The sequence below is a fragment of the Vibrio sp. E14 genome (genome assembly GCF_020515785.1).
Taxonomy (GTDB): domain Bacteria; phylum Pseudomonadota; class Gammaproteobacteria; order Enterobacterales; family Vibrionaceae; genus Vibrio; species Vibrio diabolicus.
Genome location: NZ_JAHPJI010000007.1, coordinates 1 through 17,160 on the forward strand (window position 1 = coordinate 1; position 17,160 = coordinate 17,160).

The window sequence follows — 17,160 nt, forward strand, 5'->3', positions numbered from 1 at the left end:
GATTGGTAAAAACCTAAATAACGTTGTTCATGGTGGCTACGACGGGATTCGAACCTGTGACCCCATCATTATGAGTGATGTGCTCTAACCAGCTGAGCTACGTAGCCATCTTTTGGAGCGAGACAATATAAACCTTCACGCTCTCAGTGACAACCCCTTTTATAAAGGAATCTCACTTGAATAATGGCAGGTCTACCTGGATTCGAACCAGGGAATGGCGGCATCAAAAGCCGCTGCCTTACCGCTTGGCGATAGACCTGCAGGCAATAGTCACAATGACTATTTGAAATATGGTGCGGAAGGAGAGACTTGAACTCTCACACCTTGCGGCGCCAGAACCTAAATCTGGTGCGTCTACCAATTCCGCCACTTCCGCATCTATTCCTAATTGCTCTGATAAAAAGAACACTTAGGAATGGTGGCTACGACGGGATTCGAACCTGTGACCCCATCATTATGAGTGATGTGCTCTAACCAGCTGAGCTACGTAGCCAAAACCATATTTTTGCTCTCAACGCTTTGTTGCCTTGTCGTTGGGAACGGCGCGCATTATGCGAAGTTGAGTGAGATCCGTCAACAGTTTTTTTTAATAAATTTCGGAAAAAACCTCGTTCGCTTCCTTTTTAAACAAAGAGGCGTGTTTATGATCTAAAACTGGAAATAAATTAGCTTGCAGTTAGGTAATTTATTTTTGCTCATTTACTTAAGGTATTAAAAAAGCCAGCTTAGCAGCTGGCTTTTAGTGTGAATGAAGTGTTTAAAATTCATTCATTTAATTAAACATTGAAGCGGAAGTGTACAACATCACCATCTTTTACGATATAGTCTTTACCTTCTAGACGCCATTTACCTGCGTCTTTTGCGCCATTTTCACCATTGAATTGGATGAAATCGTCGTAACCGACTACTTCTGCACGAATAAAGCCTTTCTCGAAGTCAGTGTGGATCTTACCTGCCGCCTGAGGCGCAGTTGCACCAACAGGGATTGTCCACGCACGTACTTCTTTAACACCTGCCGTGAAGTAAGTGTGTAGAGTTAGTAGCTCGTAACCAGAGCGAATTACACGGTTCAGTCCCGGTTCTTCGATCCCCATATCTGCTAGGAATTCTTCGCGATCTTCATCTTCTAGTTCAGATAGTTCAGATTCGATAGCTGCACATACAGGTACAACGACGTTGTTTTCTTTTTCTGCGAACTCGCGAACCGCATCTAGATATGGGTTATTTTCGAAACCATCTTCGTTTACGTTTGCAATGTACATAGTTGGCTTCAGTGTAAGGAAGTTTAGGTAGCCGATTGCTGCTAACTCTTCTTTAGATAGCTCAACTGTGCGTGCCATGCCGCCTTCAGTTAGTACTGGTAATAGTTTTTCTAGTACGGTTAGTTCAAATTTTGCGTCTTTATCGCCGCCTTTTGCCTTCTTCGCGTTACGTTGAATCGCTCGCTCACAAGAATCAAGGTCAGCCATTGCAAGTTCAAGGTTGATCACTTCGATATCTTCGATAGGTGAAACTTTACCTGAAACATGAACAATGTTTTCGTTTTCAAAACAACGTACAACGTGGCCAATCGCGTCTGTTTCACGGATGTTAGCTAGGAATTTGTTACCTAAACCTTCACCACGTGATGCACCAGCAACAAGACCAGCGATGTCCACGAACTCCATCGTCGTTGGAAGAACTCTCTGTGGGTTAACGATCTTAGCTAGTGCGTCTAGACGTAGATCTGGCACAGGAACCACACCAGTGTTTGGTTCAATGGTACAGAACGGGAAGTTTGCTGCTTCGATACCCGCTTTAGTTAGTGCGTTGAACAGAGTTGATTTACCTACGTTAGGTAGACCAACGATGCCACATTTAAAACCCATGATAGTAACCTTATTCAGCTTTGAACGTGTGGAGGCGATTTTGTGCTTTAGATAGGCCATCCTTAATCAGGATATCTAGACAACGAACAGCCTCATCAGCTGCTGCATCTAAAAGCTCTTGCTCTTTAGCTGGCGCTTTACCTAATACAAAACCCGCCACTTTATCTTTGTGTCCCGGATGACCAATGCCAATGCGAAGACGATAAAAATCTTTGTTATTGCCCAGTTTGCTAATGGTGTCACGCAGACCGTTATGTCCACCGTGACCACCACCTTTTTTAAACTTAGCGACACCTGGCGGTAAGTCTAGCTCGTCATGAGCGACCATGATCTCTTCAGGTTTAATTTGATAAAATTTCGCAAGCGCTGCGATCGATTTACCTGATAGATTCATGAAGGTGGTTGGGATAAGCAAACGGAGATCCTGGCCATTGACCATAATGCGTCCTGTTAGACCAAAAAACTTTGGTTCGTTCTTCAGTGTAACGTTGTGAACGCGTGCTAATTCTTCTACAACCCAAGCGCCCGCATTGTGACGAGTTCTGGCGTATTCTGGTCCTGGATTAGCAAGACCAACAAGAAGTTTGATTTGTTGACTCAAGGTTAGGATCTCTCTGGAATCTCAAAAAGCGCAGTATGATAGCACAGAATTCTCGCAGTGGGCGACCAAGGGATTTTCTGGTTATCAGTACAAATAAAAAACACCCCAAAGAGGGGTGCTTTTGAAATCAGTGTAACTGAAATGTTCGGATTAGTTGAACATTGCAGAGATTGACTCTTCGTTGCTGATACGACGAATCGCTTCAGCTAGCATGCGAGATAGGCTTAGTGTTGTCACTTTGCCTGTTGCAGCCATCTCTTTAGATAGAGAGATAGAGTCAGTTACGATAACTTGGTCAAGAACTGAGTTCTTGATGTTGTCCGCAGCGTTGCCTGAGAATACAGCGTGAGTAGCGTAAGCGAATACACGCTTAGCACCGCGCTCTTTTAGTGCTTCAGCTGCTTTACATAGTGTGCCACCTGTGTCGATCATGTCATCAACGATCACACAGTCACGACCTTCAACATCACCGATTAGGTTCATTACTTCAGAAACGTTTGCACGTGGACGACGCTTATCTACGATTGCGATGTCGATGTCGCCTAGTGCTTTTGCTGTTGCGCGAGCACGAACAACGCCACCTAGGTCAGGAGATACCACAACAGGGTTATCTAAACCGCGAGCCTGCATATCTTCAAGTAGCACTGGCGTGCCGAAGATGTTGTCTACAGGTACATCGAAGAAGCCTTGAATTTGCTCTGCGTGTAGGTCGATAGTTAGAACGCGGTCAACACCAACGTTAGATAGGAAATCAGCAACAACTTTTGCAGTAATTGGCACACGCGCAGAACGTACACGACGGTCTTGGCGAGCGTAGCCGAAGTAAGGGATAACTGCAGTGATACGGCCTGCTGAAGCACGGCGCATTGCATCAATCATAACAACCAATTCCATTAGGTTGTCGTTAGTCGGTGCACAAGTGGATTGAATGATGAAAACATCGCTACCACGAACATTCTCATTGATTTGAACTGCAACTTCGCCATCAGAAAAGCGAGAAACAGATGCATCACCAAGAGAGATGTAAAGACGATCAGCAATACGTTGGGCTAGTTCAGGTGTTGCGTTACCAGCAAATAGCTTCATATCAGGCACGGTGGAAACCTCGGGTTTGCGTCCAGTTTAAATAGGTCGGTGTGAGGCTGATTGGTATTCAGCCAAAGTCTCTTTTAATGGCGAAATATTGCGCCCTTGAGCGACAAATGCCGAGACTTTATCAGAGAGTTGTGCAAGGATAGTTTCTGCTTCAGATTTGCTCGAAAATTCAGCAAAAACGCAAGATCCTGTCCCCGTCAATCTTGACGGCGCGTATTGTAGCAGCCAAGAAAGTTGCTTATCAACCTCTGGGTAGAGCATTCGTACAATTTTTTCGCAATCGTTTACGCTTGGCGTATTTAAAAGTGTTTCTAGATCTCGTTTTGGGGTGTTTCGCGTTAGATCTGGATGACAAAAAACGTCGACGGTTGCGATAGAAACATTCGGTCTGACGACTAAATACCACTTTTCTTCTGGATAAGCGGGGGAGAGTTTCTCGCCAACACCTTCAGCGAAAGCTGCAAATCCGCGCACAAATACGGGCACGTCTGCGCCCAACTTTAAACCAATTTCAGCCAGTTCATCGTCAGTTAGATTCAGCTGCCATAAGTAGTTCAGTGCCACTAATGCTGTAGCCGCGTTCGATGAGCCCCCACCAATGCCCCCACCCATAGGTAGCACTTTCTGTAGCTCAATATGTGCGCCAAAAGGGCACTCTGAGTATGCTTGAAGTGCGGTTGCTGCTTTCCAAATTAAATTGTCTTGAAGAGGCACACCTTCTATATCTGGAGAAATCGTAATATCACCAGAATGGTTTGCTTGAATGGTGAGCTCATCGCCGTGATCGACGAATTGGAATAAGGTTTGTAACTCGTGGTAGCCATTCTCTGCACGGCCGTTGATATATAGAAAGAGATTCAATTTCGCTGGTGATGGCCAGCGTGTTGAAAGTTCAATCATTGGGTGATGTTCCATTTTGTGATCACTAGATTTATTTTTACGTCAGCAGTGGTGAGTTTCAGCTTATTTGGCAGTGGTAGAGACTGCTCATGCCATTGAACGTCGCCATACCGTTGATAAGCAATACTCCAATCATTTAAACCAATTTGTTTGTTTAACGCTTGCAGTGTATTGGTTGAGGACAATTGGAATTTGTCGGCATCGGTCGGTAGGCCTAATAGCCAGTCAGGCATGTGTTCAACGGGCATCATTAACCCCGTAAGACGGTAAATTAGCTGGTTTGCACTGCGAGAGGAAAGGACCTGATCGTCGTAAGTTTCTACTGTGGCACCTTGTGGGGTGATGGTGAGCTTTAATGCCGTTTGTCCGAGAATCGTAGTTAAACGTAGTTGACTGAGTGCTGAAGAATGTTTCCAGTAGAAATTTAAATTTTGTCTTTGGTCTGGGCCAATATAACCAAGTTTTCCCGTTGCTTGAAAATCTTGGATGGTCTCGAGTCGTTGCTCATGAGCTTGCCATTCAACGCTGGTAACACTTTCAGGAACGGAGGAACAACCAGCGAGCAGTAAGCTCGACAAGAAAAAAAGAATAAAGGAGCGTAACGTCATGTTTGATGGCTTATTAATCAGTTTCGTCGGGAATCGCTCACAACTATAGCATTGAAAAGTCGCAGTTAGGAAAACAAATCCGGCTTACCCTTTCAATAAATGCGTGCTTACAGTAAAATTCTGGACCTATTTTATAACCTATCCCAGAGATACCACGTTAGATGTCCTTGCTTGCTATTGGAATCAATCACAATACAGCGTCTGTCGACTTGCGAGAGAAGGTGGCGTTTGGTCCGGATAAACTCGGCCCTGCACTCGAGCAACTTAGAGAGCACGAAGCGGTTAACGGCAGTGTGATTGTTTCAACCTGTAACCGAACTGAGTTGTACTGCGATGTTAAGCAAGGAGCGCGAAATAAGTTAATCGATTGGCTTGCTCAGTTTCATCAAGTGAGCCGCGAAGATTTAATGCCGAGTTTGTATGTGCATGAAGAACAAGCCGCAATTAAGCATTTGATGCGCGTATCATGTGGGCTAGATTCTCTGGTGTTGGGTGAGCCTCAAATTTTGGGGCAGGTAAAGCAAGCATTTTCTGACTCGCGAGATCATCAAGCCGTCGATGCTTCAATTGATAAACTGTTTCAAAAGACGTTCTCAGTCGCAAAGCGTGTGAGAACAGAAACAGATATCGGTGGTAATGCTGTGTCCGTGGCTTATGCCGCATGTACATTGGCAAAACATATTTTTGAGTCGTTATCTGATTCAACCGTGCTTTTGGTTGGTGCGGGTGAGACGATTGAACTGGTCGCGAAGCATTTAGCATCCAACGGCTGCACAAAAATGATTGTCGCAAACCGTACCAAAGAGCGCGCGCAAGGCTTAGCGGATCAATTTGGCTCAGAAGTCATCAGTTTAAACGAAATTCCTGAACATTTGGCGAAAGCGGATATCGTGATTAGCTCAACGGCGAGCCCATTGCCTATTATTGGCAAAGGTATGGTCGAAACTGCTCTGAAGCAGCGCCGACATCAACCTATTTTGTTAGTCGATATTGCGGTGCCGCGAGATGTAGAGTCGGAAGTCGGTGAACTGAGCGACGCATATTTGTATTCGGTTGATGACTTGCAATCTATCATCGACAGCAACATTGAGCAGCGTAAAGTCGAAGCGATTCAAGCCGAAGCGATTGTTAGTGAAGAAAGCGCTGCGTTTATGACATGGTTGCGTTCACTGCAAGCCGTAGATAGTATTCGCGACTATCGCAAATCAGCCAACGAAATTCGTGAAGAGTTACTGAGCAAAAGTTTGCAATCTTTAGCGGCGGGCGCAGATCCGGAGAAAGTGCTGCGCGAGCTGAGTAATAAACTCACCAACAAACTGATTCACGCTCCAACTCGCGCATTGCAAAGTGCGGCAGAGCAAGGCGAACCAGCAAAATTAACGATTATCCGCCAGACACTCGGCTTGGATGATCTATAACTCACGCTTTTTATTAAGAAAACGACACTATGAAAGCCTCTATTCTGACTAAGCTAGAAACGCTAGTAGAACGTTACGAAGAAGTTCAACATCTTCTTGGTGATCCTGATGTAATTGGAAATCAGGACAAATTCCGTGCTCTATCAAGAGAGTACTCTCAGCTAGAAGAAGTAACCAAGTGCTTCCAAGCTTATCAACAAGCACAAGAAGATCTTGTCGCCGCTGAAGAGATGGCAAACGAAGACGACGAAGAAATGCGTGAAATGGCGCAAGAAGAAATCAAAGAAGCGAAAGCGACGATTGAGCGTCTTACTGATGAGTTACAGATTCTTCTTCTGCCAAAAGATCCGAACGATGATCGTAACTGTTTCCTAGAAATTCGTGCAGGTGCGGGTGGCGACGAAGCGGGTATCTTCGCGGGTGATCTATTCCGTATGTACAGCAAGTACGCAGAAAAGCGTGGCTGGCGCATCGAAGTGATGTCTTCAAACGAAGCTGAACACGGTGGTTACAAAGAGATGATCGCAAAAGTGAGCGGCGACGGTGCGTACGGCGTACTGAAGTTTGAGTCTGGCGGTCACCGTGTGCAACGTGTTCCTGCAACTGAATCCCAAGGCCGTGTGCATACTTCTGCATGTACCGTAGCGGTGATGGCGGAAATCCCAGAGGCGGATCTGCCAGAAATCAAAGCAGTAGACCTGAAAATTGATACGTTCCGTGCATCTGGCGCGGGTGGTCAGCACGTTAACACCACGGATTCTGCAATCCGTATTACCCACTTACCAACGGGTACGGTAGTAGAGTGTCAGGACGAGCGTTCACAGCACAAGAACAAAGCGAAAGCGATGGCGGTTCTTGCTGCTCGTATCGTTCAAGCGGAAGAAGAACGTCGTGCCGCAGAAGTGTCTGATACACGTCGTAACCTTCTAGGTTCTGGTGACCGTAGTGACCGTATTCGTACCTACAACTACCCACAAGGTCGTGTGTCTGATCATCGTATCAACCTAACCATCTATCGTTTGAACGAAGTGATGGAAGGTGACCTGCAGAGCTTGATTGATCCTGTGATTCAAGAGCACCAAGCAGACCAACTTGCGGCGCTCGCAGAGAACGGCTAATCGATGAGCCAAGTTCAATCAATTGAGCAAGCACTGAAAAGTGCGACGGCGAAACTGGCAGAAGGCGGCAAAGAGTCGCCTTCTCTCGATGCAGCTGTACTCCTCTGCCATGTCCTTGGCAAACCACGAACTTATCTACTGACCTGGCCAGAAAAAACATTAGAAGCAGAGCAACAAGCAAAATTCGACGCTCTACTTGAACGACGTTTAGCTGGTGAACCCGTCGCTTATATTATTGGTGAGCGAGAGTTTTGGTCTCTACCGTTCAAAGTTTCTCCCTCCACCTTGATCCCAAGACCGGATACAGAACGTTTGGTCGAAGTTGCACTCGATAAGACCTATGAGCAAACAGGACCTATTTTAGATCTTGGAACGGGGACGGGGGCAATTGCTATCGCACTCGCATCTGAAATGCCAAAACGTCAAGTGATGGGCGTAGATCTCAAGCAAGAAGCGAAAGCACTTGCAGAGTACAATGCTGAGCAGCTAAACATCAAAAATGTGACCTTTGCTCAAGGCAGTTGGTTCGAGCCTATTGCAGAGGGTACGAAGTTTGCTTTAATTGTCTCCAATCCGCCGTATATTGATGAAAAAGATCCACATTTATCCCAAGGTGATGTGCGCTTTGAGCCAAAATCTGCATTAGTTGCTAAGGAGAATGGTTTAGCCGATATCCGCCATATCTCGGATCTTGCTCGTCAGTATCTTGAAGTGGGCGGTTGGCTGGCATTCGAACATGGTTATGATCAGGGTGATGCCGTACGTGAGATAATGCGTGGTTTTGGTTACCAACAAGTTGCCACGGAAAAAGATTACGGCGGTAACGATCGAGTAACGCTCGGTTGTTTTGCCTGTTAATCACGGAAGTCAGCAAACACTAACTAAAAAGAGAAGAAAAATGTACGTAGCTCTAAAACACATACACTTAGTGACGATTGCGCTCAGCGCGACACTATTATCGATCCGATTCGTGTTAATGATGATGAACTCACCGAAGCGAAATAATCGCTTTTTGAAAGTGTTTCCCCACATCGTTGATACTGCATTGCTAGTGTCAGGTATCGCTCTTATTTTCATTACTGGTTTCATCCCGTTTACTGATGCCGCACCGTGGTTAACAAACAAAATCACCTGCGTACTAGCGTACATTGCACTCGGTTTCTTCTCGTTGAAGCTTGCGAAAAACAACCTACTGAAGATATTTGGCTTTTTCGGCGCATTAGGTTGGTTGGTCATGGCTGCGAATATTGCTGTGTCTAAGAGCCCTACGTTATTTGGATAAGACGTCATGTTAGAGTTTTTTGACGAAGATTTTGACAATATACCGTTGGTGGAAGGTGCGCTTGAGCTAAACAAAGCGATCAACCCAGAAACCAAAGTACATTGGGCGAAACAAGAGTTAGAGCGTCTTTACAAAGATGCAGAAGCCACGCTTGTTCATGAAACCGATGAAGAGCAACGATTTGATGCATTCCTACGACTGTTTTTCCATGAGTGGGGGTTCAAAGGCGACGAGCAGGAATACTTTATTTCGGACAACAGCTTTATCGATAAAGTGTTGGAGCGTCGAAAAGGTATCCCGGTTAGTTTAGGTTCGATTTTATTATATCTAGGTAAAAAGCTGGGTTTCCCGTTGAAGGGAGTCACTTTTCCTACTCAGTTCCTACTAAAAGTCGATTGGATGCATAAAAAGCCAGACTACATTAACCCATTTAATGGTGAGTATGTGGGGGAAAGAATCCTCCAAGCTTGGCTTATTGGCCAAGAAGGACCGTTGGCTCAGTTAAAGCCAGAACACTTTGAAGAAGCTGACAATCCAACCATTATTGGTCGCTGGTTAGCGTTGATCAAAAGCGCGATGTTACGTGAAGAGCACTACACGCTGGCGTTGCGTTGTACGAACCTTGCGTTAACCTTTGTGCCAGATGACCCATACGAGATTCGTGACCGTGGTTTTATCTTCCAACAGCTAGAGTGCCCTCAAGTGGCGGTGTCAGATTTTCAGTACTTTATTGACCAATGCCCTGACGATCCGGCTTCTGAGCTACTAAAATCACAAGTTAATGTGATGAGTGAAACGCACGTCACACTTCACTAATTTTATCGATGTGCCGAACTGTGGCGTATCGTGGACAGAAAAAGAGAATCAAAATGGAACAGAAAATCGTTAATATCGGCGACATTCAGGTTGCTAACGACAAGCCATTCACCCTATTTGCAGGCATGAACGTTCTTGAGTCTCGTGATCTTGCGATGCAGATCTGTGAGCACTACGTAAAAGTAACGGAAAAACTTGGCATTCCTTACGTATTTAAGGCGTCGTTTGACAAAGCAAACCGCAGTTCTGTTCATTCATACCGTGGCCCAGGCCTTGAAGAAGGTATGAAAATCTTCCAAGAGCTAAAAGACACATTTGGTGTGAAGATCATCACTGACGTTCACACTGAAGCGCAAGCTCAACCTGTCGCTGACGTGGTAGACGTTATTCAGCTTCCTGCATTCCTAGCTCGTCAAACTGACCTTGTTGAAGCAATGGCAAAAACAGGTGCGGTTATCAACGTGAAGAAACCTCAATTTATGAGCCCAGGTCAAGTGGGTAACATCGTTGAGAAGTTCGCGGAATGCGGTAACGACAAGATCATCCTATGTGAGCGCGGCTCTTGCCACGGTTACGATAACCTAGTCGTAGACATGCTTGGCTTTGGTGTGATGAAAAATGCGTCGAAAGGCAGCCCAATCATCTTTGACGTAACGCACTCACTACAGATGCGTGATCCGTCAGGTGCGGCATCTGGCGGTCGTCGTGAGCAAACAGTTGAACTTGCGAAAGCGGGTCTAGCAACAGGCATTGCAGGTCTATTTATCGAGGCGCATCCAAACCCAGACCAAGCACGCTGTGATGGCCCATCTGCACTGCCGCTAGACAAGTTAGAACCGTTCCTAGCGCAAATGAAATCTCTTGATGATCTGATCAAGAGCTTTGCAGATATCGATATCAAGTAAACGCCAGATGACTGGTGATCAAATGCAATAGCCAACCTCGTGTTGGCTATTTTTTTATCAGGTGGCGCATCATTCTCAGCTTCTTGCTGTAAAGGCTCTAGGCCGCTGGGAATGTGCATCAGTGACTCCCAATAAGAAAAAAGGTAAATAAATGAAGCAGCGTCTGATTATTAAAACTGCGTTGAGTGCCGCTATTTTGGCCTCGTTAGCTGGGTGTGCTACGCAACCTGCACCAGAATGGAATACCGATACAACCTATAAATTGACCGTGCTACACACTAACGATCATCACGGTCGTTTTTGGCAAAATCGATACGGCGAGTACGGTATGGCGGCACGTAAAACGTTAATAGATGATTTGCGTGAAGAAATACAAGCAGAGGGGGGCAGTGTGTTACTGCTTTCTGGTGGTGACATCAACACTGGAGTACCTGAGTCTGATTTACAAGATGCCGAGCCAGATTTTAAAGGCATGAGCAAAATTGGTTACGATGCGATGGCGCTAGGTAATCATGAGTTTGATAATCCATTGGATGTGCTTTTCAAGCAGCAAGAGTGGGCAAGTTTTCCGATGTTGTCTGCCAATATTTACGATAAAAATACTGGCAAGCGCCTATTCCAACCGTACGCGATGTTTAACAAACAGGGTATTAAGATTGCAGTAATTGGTCTTACAACCGAAGATACAGCGAAACTTGGCAACCCTGAATTCATTGAACAAATTGACTTCCGTGACCCAAAAGAAGAAGCCAAGAATCTAATTGCTGAGCTGAAAGAAACGGAGTACCCAGACCTTATTTTTGCTGTCACACATATGGGACACTATGAGAATGGCAATAGAGGCATCAATGCACCTGGTGATGTAGCGTTAGCTCGTTATTTGAATGAAGGTGATCTGGATATGATTGTCGGTGGTCACTCACAAGAGCCGGTTTGCATGGAAGGTCCAAACGTCATCAAAAAGAGTTTTAAACCGGGTGATGAATGTCAGCCTGATCAACAAAATGGTGCTTATATTGTTCAGGCACATGAGTGGGGGAAATATGTGGGACGCGCCGATTACGAGTTTCGTAATGGTGAACTCTCGATGGTGAGCTACGATCTGATCCCAGTAAACTTGAAAAAGAAAATTAAAGTTGATGGTCAGTCGCAACGAGTTTTGCTCCAAGAAGAGATTGAACAAGACGAAACGATGCTTGAGTTTCTTCGTCCTTATCAAGAAAAAGGTCAGGGCAAGCTAAACGTGAAGATTGCAGAATCTAACGGTAAGCTTGAGGGTGACCGCAGTGTGGTTCGTTACCAGCAAACAAACTTAGGTCGATTAATTGCAACGGCTCATATGGAACGTGCAAAAGCAGATTTCGCCGTAATGAATTCTGGCGGCGTTCGTGATTCGATTGCAGCAGGTGACATTACCTACAAAGATGTGCTGACTGTTCAGCCATTTGGCAATATGGTCTCTTACGTTGATATGACGGGCAAAGAAGTATTGGATTACCTAAATGTCGTTGCAACTAAGCCTGTCGACTCTGGAGCTTACGCGCAGTTTGCGGGTATTGCGATGAGTATCAATAATGGTGAGGTAGCCAATGTGTTCATTGGTAATAAGCAACTTCGCTTAGATGGTAATTACCGCTTTACCGTACCAAGCTATAATGCTGCTGGTGGTGATGGTTACCCTAAAATCGACGATCATCTAGGGTATGTAAATACAGGTTTTACCGATGCTGAGGTTTTGAAGGATTATTTAGAAACACACAGCCCTATTGATGTTAATGAGTATGCCCCTTCAGGTGAAATCACGTATTTAGTTGATACGGCGATTGATCAGTAACCTAACAGAGAAAAAGCGATTGACTCAAACTCGCTGATATCATTAACTAAAAGCGCAGATCCGATTCAATCTGCGCTTGTTGTTTTTATGAGGAGAATCTTGATGACTCCGGCCATTAATCTTGCGAAAAAGAAAAAAATTCCACACACGATTCATCAGTATGAGCACGACCCTAGAGCCGATAGTTATGGCTTGGAGGCTGCTGAAGTATTGGGGCAGGATCCGAAAACAGTATTTAAAACCTTGCTGTTCTGCTTGAACGGCGAGCCAAAGAACCTTGCGGTTGCGATTATCCCTGTTGATCAAAAGCTGAACCTAAAACTGGCAGCGAAAGCAGCGAAGGGCAAAAAGGCCGATATGGCTGATCCGGAAATCGCGCAAAAGACCACAGGTTATGTTGTTGGTGGGATTAGCCCACTGGGGCAGAAGAAAGCCTTACCTACTTTTTTGCACGAAAGCGCAGCAGAGCAAGACACAATCTGTGTAAGCGCAGGGAAGAGAGGCTTAGAGATTGAACTCGCCCCGAAAGATTTGCTTGGATTAACTCGTGGTCAGTTTGCACCTCTTTGTTTGTAAACTCATGACAAATAAAAAGGACGCTCATGAGCGTCCTTTTTTGATCTTGCCTGTCAGTGAAGCGTTACTTACTTCTTCAGACTCAATGTACCACCGGTGCGTTTAGCTGGTTTGCTTGGCTTCGTGGCATTTGGGTTCATGTAATGCTGCTTAGGCTTACTCGGTGATTGAGGCTTGTTTGCTGAGTGCTTGTTGCTCGATGCGTCTGGTTTACGGTGCGATTTACCATGCTCGCCTAGCGGTCTGCTGCGTTCACCTTGTGGTTTCGCTTTGTAATGTTCTTTAGCTGGACGTCCGCCTTCATCATCACGCTGACGACGCTTTTGTTGGCCTTTTTTCGAGTTTGGTGCGTGACGGAATTCATCAGCATTGTTACCACGGAAAGTTCGTGTCTTCTGGTTACGACGAGCAGTAGAATCTTGGTTTTCTTCACGGCTATCAAACAGCTTTGCGTCGGTCGCTTTACGAATATTACGACCTCTAGAGTCTGTTTTTGATGCCTCTTCTGTACCCACCGAACCATCGCACATAGCAAGAATCTCAGCGACTTCATCGTCAGTTAAGTAACGCCATTTTCCGTTCGGAATACCGTCAAGAGAGATATTCATGATTCGAACACGACGAAGCTTAAAGACTTCGTAACCTAGTGCTTCACACATACGACGGATTTGGCGGTTAAGTCCTTGAGTGAGCACAATACGGAAAGAGAACTTAGTCTCTTTCGTTACCTTACAAGGTAGAGTGACGGTATCGAGAATCTTAACGCCGCTCGACATCTGTTTAAGAAACTCACCTGTAATCGGTTTGTCCACGCGCACAACGTACTCTTTTTCGTGGCTGTTGCCAGCACGGAGGATTTTGTTGACGATGTCGCCATCGTTGGTCAAAAAAATCAGACCATCAGAGGGTTTATCCAAGCGGCCGATCGGAAAGATACGTTTTTTGTGACCGATAAAATCAACGATGTTCCCGGGTACATCTCGTTCTGTTGTACAGGTGATGCCTGTTGGTTTATTGAGAGCGATATAAATCGGCTTCTCTTTTGCTGCAACTGGCTTACCATCCACACAAACATCATCACCAGGTAGTACTTTTGTTCCCATTTCAGGCTTGTTTCCATTAATGGTGACACGACCTTGTTCAATCAGTCTGTCTGCCTCACGGCGTGAACAAAAGCCAGTTTCACTGATGAATTTATTTAATCGTTTAGCGTTGTCTTGTGACATTTTTGTCTCCTAACGTTTCACAACGGCGAATGAAGTTTCCTTCCCATGAAAGGGAAGGAAGAATAAGGGCGGGCATTCTAGCATTAGGGTGAAATTTAGCCCAACCGTTTTTGGTGACGTTCGCGAGTTTCTAATTTCTTTTCCGCACTTTTTCTCAGTAGAACGTAAACGGCTCCGGTCCCACCGTGAAAGCGTTGCGCACTATGCACGCACTGAACTTCCCTGATTTGTTGTAGCCAGCTGCTAACAAAGCTTTTCATTAGTGCTGGTGGATTTGAGTGTTCTCCTCGGCCGTGGACAATAACGACCGTTCGTATGTCCATTGATAGGCACTGTTTTAAAAACTTTACGACTTCATCACGAGCTTCTTTCAATGTTTTACGATGCAGATCTAGGCGTGCTTGGATTGGATATTTGCCAAGACGAAGCTTGCGGTAAACCCCGTCTTGTACGCCATCACGTTTAAACTCAACAAAGTCCTCTGGTTTCAGCATTTCTGCGTGATCAAGTGACAGGTATTCTGGGTCATCTTCTGTGAGCCAGATTGCTGCTTCTCTCTTGGCGAGCTGTGCTTCGGTTACTTGGTGTACTTTTTTGTGTTCGGCGGTGTCTTGAGTGATCGGCTTTACATCGCCCATCATCTGTTGGAACAGATCAAAATCGTCATCGTGAGACATAGTAGTAATCTCATTAAGAACAGGGAGGAATAATAGGATTATATCAATGAGTGGTGCATTGAGATCAAATAAAAAACCGGAGTAGGCAAGTAACCGACTCCGGTGCAAAGCGTTTCTAGAGCTAAGCGAGATCTAGTGAGGAGATTTGTCGTTCATGATCTTGTATATGAAGAAACCGCCGTAAAATAACATCAGACCAATTGCCCCAAAGATTACTATCATTGACGATAGACCCACTGCATTACCAAATAGGAGATCAAGCCAAAAGTCCATACGTTTCCTCCAAGATGTTCCCGACAGGCATAAAACTAAATGGCAGTGCCTTGTTGCACACTGATCTGGATCAATTATGTTGCTAAGGTTAATAAACTGTATTTTGTTGTGAGTTATCAGTCACATTTTACGTGCTAGTGTTCAGTTATTCATCAAACGAATTAAGACCTAAGGTTTTTTTGTAAAAAGCACTTGCGTCACAGTTCAGAATCCGTAATATACGCATTCGTTGACGGGGACAAGTCCTCAGTTAAACATCTCGGTGAATAGCGCAGTTTGGTAGCGCATCTGGTTTGGGACCAGAGGGTCGGGGGTTCGAATCCCTCTTCACCGACCACTTTTAGAAAGCCTGCTCAATGAGCAGGCTTTCGTCGTTTTTAGCGCTAGTAATTTTAGACTTCAATAGTATCGAGCCAAATGGGTTCACCTGACGTTAGAATATGGCACTTCACCGACACGTATTGAGAGGAAGGCTCTACAGAGATGTAGGGCCTTTTCATTTTTTAGAGTGAGTAAATTTATTACTTGATGTCACACGAGATAGTGCTGATAGGGGTTTCAGAAGTTGTGAAGCAAACATAAGCGGTCTTTGGGTGGTTTGGACCAACTTTGATGTAACCTGCTTTTAGTTCGTCTTCATCAAACGTGACAGAGTGAGATTTGCTCGAGCTTCCATCAAAGTAAACAGCTTCAAAGCCTTGATTCATCATATGTGCGACGCGATTTCGGGTATGGTTAGTGGAAAAAGTGATGTTCGCACAACGCATCATTGGTTTTTCGGTAATAAGAAACTGGCCACTCTCTTTATCTAATAGCCCGCCTTTTGCTTCCGGGGTTATATCAATAGCTTGAAAATTTTCTACGTTACATGACGGTTTAGCATAAGCAAGCGATGAAGTGAGCATCATACTGCTCACGCATAGGAATAAAGCTTTAAATTTCATATGAGTTATTATGTATCCACATAGGTTAGAGTCGTTTTAGCTGAGGAGTAAACCATTGTCAGTGATCGTGTTAGCGTGATGCCTTGCTATTCATCATTGATGAGGCTGGCTGCCTTCAAATAAATTTCTAAATATGGCACCTAGCTTGGCGGGTTTTACCGAGTGGTTTTATGTCAAAGCCCCTTTTTTTAAGCAGCTCAATCAGATTATCTTTACCAACTAAATGCAAACTGCCGACAACAACGGTATAGCGACCCGAACGTTGAGGTAGGACACTGCCAGTATCAAGTTTTTTTGCCCAATCTCGATTGCGCTCATATAAGAAAGCCTGATTAAAATCTTCTGTTGCTTGATCGGTTAATGATGCCTCGACCAACATGCTACCATCACCGCTCTTCCAGCTTTCTATCAAACACTGAACCAATTCTTCCCCACCGTCATATTCTTCAATTGACGAGAGGAGCATCTCTTTACCGCCTTCTGATTGACCTGCTATTAAATCGATTTGGAATTGCACGGACTCCAGTGGAATGACCGGGATTTGTTTTTTATCAGCGAGTCCTATTAAGTGCATGTCGACCCCTTTATCAGAGACATACCCCAGTTTGTTGACTAAAGCGAGTTGGATGGTTAATGCAGCCGTCCATGGTGGAGAATTCAAAAGTTGAGTTTCTGGCAACCCTAAATCTTGTGCTATCTCGACTAAGTGGCGACGTTGAGCCTTGTCTAAAACATCTTTAGAAAGGATGGTTGCTTGTGGGTAAACCAAGCCTTCAGAGTTTCTGACATCAGCTTCGATAATCAATCCAGCGCTTTGGCTTAAGTGCTGAGTAATAGTTTTAGGGAGTGGGTACATCGTTTTATCGCCCACATGGACAGAGCCAATGATCATCAGCTCGGTTTCCCCTTTTTTTGCTAACCAATGTTGCGGCTCTGCATAAGAAGAAAAGGGAGCAAAGGCAACAAGTAGGGATGATATGAGTGCCAAGAGACGAAACATAGAATGGTCCTCAGGTAAG

18 protein-coding genes and 5 tRNA genes are annotated in these 17,160 nt (G+C 45.0%); 9 read left to right on the plus strand and 14 right to left on the minus strand.

The annotated features are described in order from the left end of the window. Positions 1 to 30: 30 nt before the first annotated feature. The 9 genes from LIX84_RS17660 to lolB all read right to left on the minus strand — a co-directional run bounded on the left by LIX84_RS17660 (position 31) and on the right by lolB (position 5,072). Positions 31 to 107 (minus strand) — tRNA-Met (locus LIX84_RS17660). A 77-nt stretch (positions 108 to 184) separates the two neighbouring features. Beyond that, a tRNA-Gln gene (locus LIX84_RS17665) sits at positions 185 to 259 on the minus strand. Positions 260 to 291: 32 nt separating this feature from the next. Continuing rightward, positions 292 to 376, minus strand: a tRNA-Leu gene (locus tag LIX84_RS17670). 40 nt (positions 377 to 416) lie between these two features. Beyond that, positions 417 to 493, minus strand: a tRNA-Met gene (locus tag LIX84_RS17675). Between the two features lie 283 nt (positions 494 to 776). Beyond that, complete coding sequence (gene ychF, locus LIX84_RS17680) at positions 777 to 1,868, minus strand: redox-regulated ATPase YchF (RefSeq protein WP_005393178.1); 1,092 nt, start codon at positions 1,866 to 1,868, stop codon at positions 777 to 779. Between the two features lie 10 nt (positions 1,869 to 1,878). Further along, the gene (gene pth / locus LIX84_RS17685) at positions 1,879 to 2,469 is read right to left on the minus strand and encodes an aminoacyl-tRNA hydrolase (RefSeq protein WP_005384112.1); all 591 of its coding nucleotides are present in this window, start codon (positions 2,467 to 2,469) and stop codon (positions 1,879 to 1,881) included. A 150-nt stretch (positions 2,470 to 2,619) separates the two neighbouring features. Continuing rightward, positions 2,620 to 3,564, minus strand: coding sequence for a ribose-phosphate pyrophosphokinase (locus tag LIX84_RS17690; protein WP_005393176.1), 945 nt, complete (start codon positions 3,562 to 3,564; stop codon positions 2,620 to 2,622). 27 nt (positions 3,565 to 3,591) lie between these two features. Further along, positions 3,592 to 4,464: a 4-(cytidine 5'-diphospho)-2-C-methyl-D-erythritol kinase gene (ispE, locus tag LIX84_RS17695; protein WP_226421944.1), complete on the minus strand. Its 873-nt coding sequence runs from the start codon at positions 4,462 to 4,464 to the stop codon at positions 3,592 to 3,594. Next, on the minus strand, positions 4,461 to 5,072 hold the full coding sequence (lolB, locus tag LIX84_RS17700) for a lipoprotein insertase outer membrane protein LolB (protein ID WP_164666689.1): 612 nt from the start codon (positions 5,070 to 5,072) through the stop codon (positions 4,461 to 4,463). Before lolB ends, ispE begins: the two co-directional genes overlap by 4 nt. Before the next feature lie 161 nt (positions 5,073 to 5,233). On the opposite strand from lolB, the gene hemA reads away from it, so the two are divergent. The 8 genes from hemA to ybaK all read left to right on the plus strand — a co-directional run bounded on the left by hemA (position 5,234) and on the right by ybaK (position 13,021). Continuing rightward, entirely contained in the window at positions 5,234 to 6,490 is a 1,257-nt protein-coding gene (hemA, locus tag LIX84_RS17705; protein ID WP_226421878.1) for a glutamyl-tRNA reductase, read from the plus strand. A gap of 29 nt (positions 6,491 to 6,519) precedes the next feature. Beyond that, positions 6,520 to 7,608, plus strand: coding sequence for a peptide chain release factor 1 (gene prfA, locus LIX84_RS17710; RefSeq protein ID WP_226421879.1), 1,089 nt, complete (start codon positions 6,520 to 6,522; stop codon positions 7,606 to 7,608). 3 nt (positions 7,609 to 7,611) lie between these two features. After that, positions 7,612 to 8,466, plus strand: a complete 855-nt coding sequence (prmC, locus tag LIX84_RS17715) for a peptide chain release factor N(5)-glutamine methyltransferase (RefSeq protein ID WP_182037319.1) — start codon at positions 7,612 to 7,614, stop codon at positions 8,464 to 8,466. 40 nt (positions 8,467 to 8,506) lie between these two features. After that, positions 8,507 to 8,890 (plus strand): SirB2 family protein, encoded by a 384-nt coding sequence (locus LIX84_RS17720; RefSeq protein ID WP_005382225.1) that lies wholly within the window; start codon positions 8,507 to 8,509, stop codon positions 8,888 to 8,890. 6 nt (positions 8,891 to 8,896) lie between these two features. Beyond that, positions 8,897 to 9,706: a SirB1 family protein gene (locus LIX84_RS17725; RefSeq protein WP_005384098.1), complete on the plus strand. Its 810-nt coding sequence runs from the start codon at positions 8,897 to 8,899 to the stop codon at positions 9,704 to 9,706. Between the two features lie 53 nt (positions 9,707 to 9,759). After that, on the plus strand, positions 9,760 to 10,611 hold the full coding sequence (gene kdsA, locus LIX84_RS17730; protein ID WP_005384095.1) for a 3-deoxy-8-phosphooctulonate synthase: 852 nt from the start codon (positions 9,760 to 9,762) through the stop codon (positions 10,609 to 10,611). A gap of 151 nt (positions 10,612 to 10,762) precedes the next feature. After that, positions 10,763 to 12,445 (plus strand): bifunctional UDP-sugar hydrolase/5'-nucleotidase UshA, encoded by a 1,683-nt coding sequence (gene ushA, locus LIX84_RS17735; protein ID WP_226421880.1) that lies wholly within the window; start codon positions 10,763 to 10,765, stop codon positions 12,443 to 12,445. Positions 12,446 to 12,547: 102 nt separating this feature from the next. Further along, the gene (gene ybaK / locus LIX84_RS17740) at positions 12,548 to 13,021 is read left to right on the plus strand and encodes a Cys-tRNA(Pro) deacylase (protein ID WP_085342950.1); all 474 of its coding nucleotides are present in this window, start codon (positions 12,548 to 12,550) and stop codon (positions 13,019 to 13,021) included. 68 nt (positions 13,022 to 13,089) lie between these two features. On the opposite strand, the gene rluF is transcribed toward ybaK, so the two are convergent. From rluF to LIX84_RS17755, 3 genes are all read right to left on the minus strand, one after another. After that, complete coding sequence (rluF, locus tag LIX84_RS17745; RefSeq protein WP_226421881.1) at positions 13,090 to 14,247, minus strand: 23S rRNA pseudouridine(2604) synthase RluF; 1,158 nt, start codon at positions 14,245 to 14,247, stop codon at positions 13,090 to 13,092. Positions 14,248 to 14,342: 95 nt separating this feature from the next. Next, the gene (smrA, locus tag LIX84_RS17750; RefSeq protein WP_226421882.1) at positions 14,343 to 14,924 is read right to left on the minus strand and encodes a DNA endonuclease SmrA; all 582 of its coding nucleotides are present in this window, start codon (positions 14,922 to 14,924) and stop codon (positions 14,343 to 14,345) included. Between the two features lie 132 nt (positions 14,925 to 15,056). After that, entirely contained in the window at positions 15,057 to 15,197 is a 141-nt protein-coding gene (locus LIX84_RS17755; protein ID WP_005382236.1) for a DUF3149 domain-containing protein, read from the minus strand. 260 nt (positions 15,198 to 15,457) lie between these two features. On the opposite strand from LIX84_RS17755, the gene LIX84_RS17760 reads away from it, so the two are divergent. Next, positions 15,458 to 15,534: transfer RNA gene (locus LIX84_RS17760), tRNA-Pro, on the plus strand. Between the two features lie 184 nt (positions 15,535 to 15,718). On the opposite strand, the gene LIX84_RS17765 is transcribed toward LIX84_RS17760, so the two are convergent. Then, positions 15,719 to 16,141: a hypothetical protein gene (locus LIX84_RS17765; RefSeq protein ID WP_046874287.1), complete on the minus strand. Its 423-nt coding sequence runs from the start codon at positions 16,139 to 16,141 to the stop codon at positions 15,719 to 15,721. Positions 16,142 to 16,268: 127 nt separating this feature from the next. Continuing rightward, positions 16,269 to 17,141, minus strand: a complete 873-nt coding sequence (locus LIX84_RS17770; protein WP_226421883.1) for a TraB/GumN family protein — start codon at positions 17,139 to 17,141, stop codon at positions 16,269 to 16,271. Positions 17,142 to 17,160: the final 19 nt, after the last annotated feature.

Excerpts from the sequence above, each read along its gene's own strand:
- ychF (WP_005393178.1), bottom strand. The coding sequence starts at position 1,868 with ATGGGTTTTAAATGTGGCATCGTTGGTCTACCTAACGTAGGTAAATCA.
- ispE (WP_226421944.1), bottom strand. The coding sequence starts at position 4,464 with ATGATTGAACTTTCAACACGCTGGCCATCACCAGCGAAATTGAATCTC.
- lolB (WP_164666689.1), bottom strand. The coding sequence starts at position 5,072 with ATGACGTTACGCTCCTTTATTCTTTTTTTCTTGTCGAGCTTACTGCTC.
- hemA (WP_226421878.1), top strand. The coding sequence starts at position 5,234 with ATGTCCTTGCTTGCTATTGGAATCAATCACAATACAGCGTCTGTCGAC.
- prfA (WP_226421879.1), top strand. The coding sequence starts at position 6,520 with ATGAAAGCCTCTATTCTGACTAAGCTAGAAACGCTAGTAGAACGTTAC.
- prmC (WP_182037319.1), top strand. The coding sequence starts at position 7,612 with ATGAGCCAAGTTCAATCAATTGAGCAAGCACTGAAAAGTGCGACGGCG.
- LIX84_RS17720 (WP_005382225.1), top strand. The coding sequence starts at position 8,507 with ATGTACGTAGCTCTAAAACACATACACTTAGTGACGATTGCGCTCAGC.
- LIX84_RS17725 (WP_005384098.1), top strand. The coding sequence starts at position 8,897 with ATGTTAGAGTTTTTTGACGAAGATTTTGACAATATACCGTTGGTGGAA.
- kdsA (WP_005384095.1), top strand. The coding sequence starts at position 9,760 with ATGGAACAGAAAATCGTTAATATCGGCGACATTCAGGTTGCTAACGAC.
- ushA (WP_226421880.1), top strand. The coding sequence starts at position 10,763 with ATGAAGCAGCGTCTGATTATTAAAACTGCGTTGAGTGCCGCTATTTTG.
- ybaK (WP_085342950.1), top strand. The coding sequence starts at position 12,548 with ATGACTCCGGCCATTAATCTTGCGAAAAAGAAAAAAATTCCACACACG.
- rluF (WP_226421881.1), bottom strand. The coding sequence starts at position 14,247 with ATGTCACAAGACAACGCTAAACGATTAAATAAATTCATCAGTGAAACT.
- smrA (WP_226421882.1), bottom strand. The coding sequence starts at position 14,924 with ATGTCTCACGATGACGATTTTGATCTGTTCCAACAGATGATGGGCGAT.
- LIX84_RS17755 (WP_005382236.1), bottom strand. The coding sequence starts at position 15,197 with ATGGACTTTTGGCTTGATCTCCTATTTGGTAATGCAGTGGGTCTATCG.
- LIX84_RS17765 (WP_046874287.1), bottom strand. The coding sequence starts at position 16,141 with ATGAAATTTAAAGCTTTATTCCTATGCGTGAGCAGTATGATGCTCACT.
- LIX84_RS17770 (WP_226421883.1), bottom strand. The coding sequence starts at position 17,141 with ATGTTTCGTCTCTTGGCACTCATATCATCCCTACTTGTTGCCTTTGCT.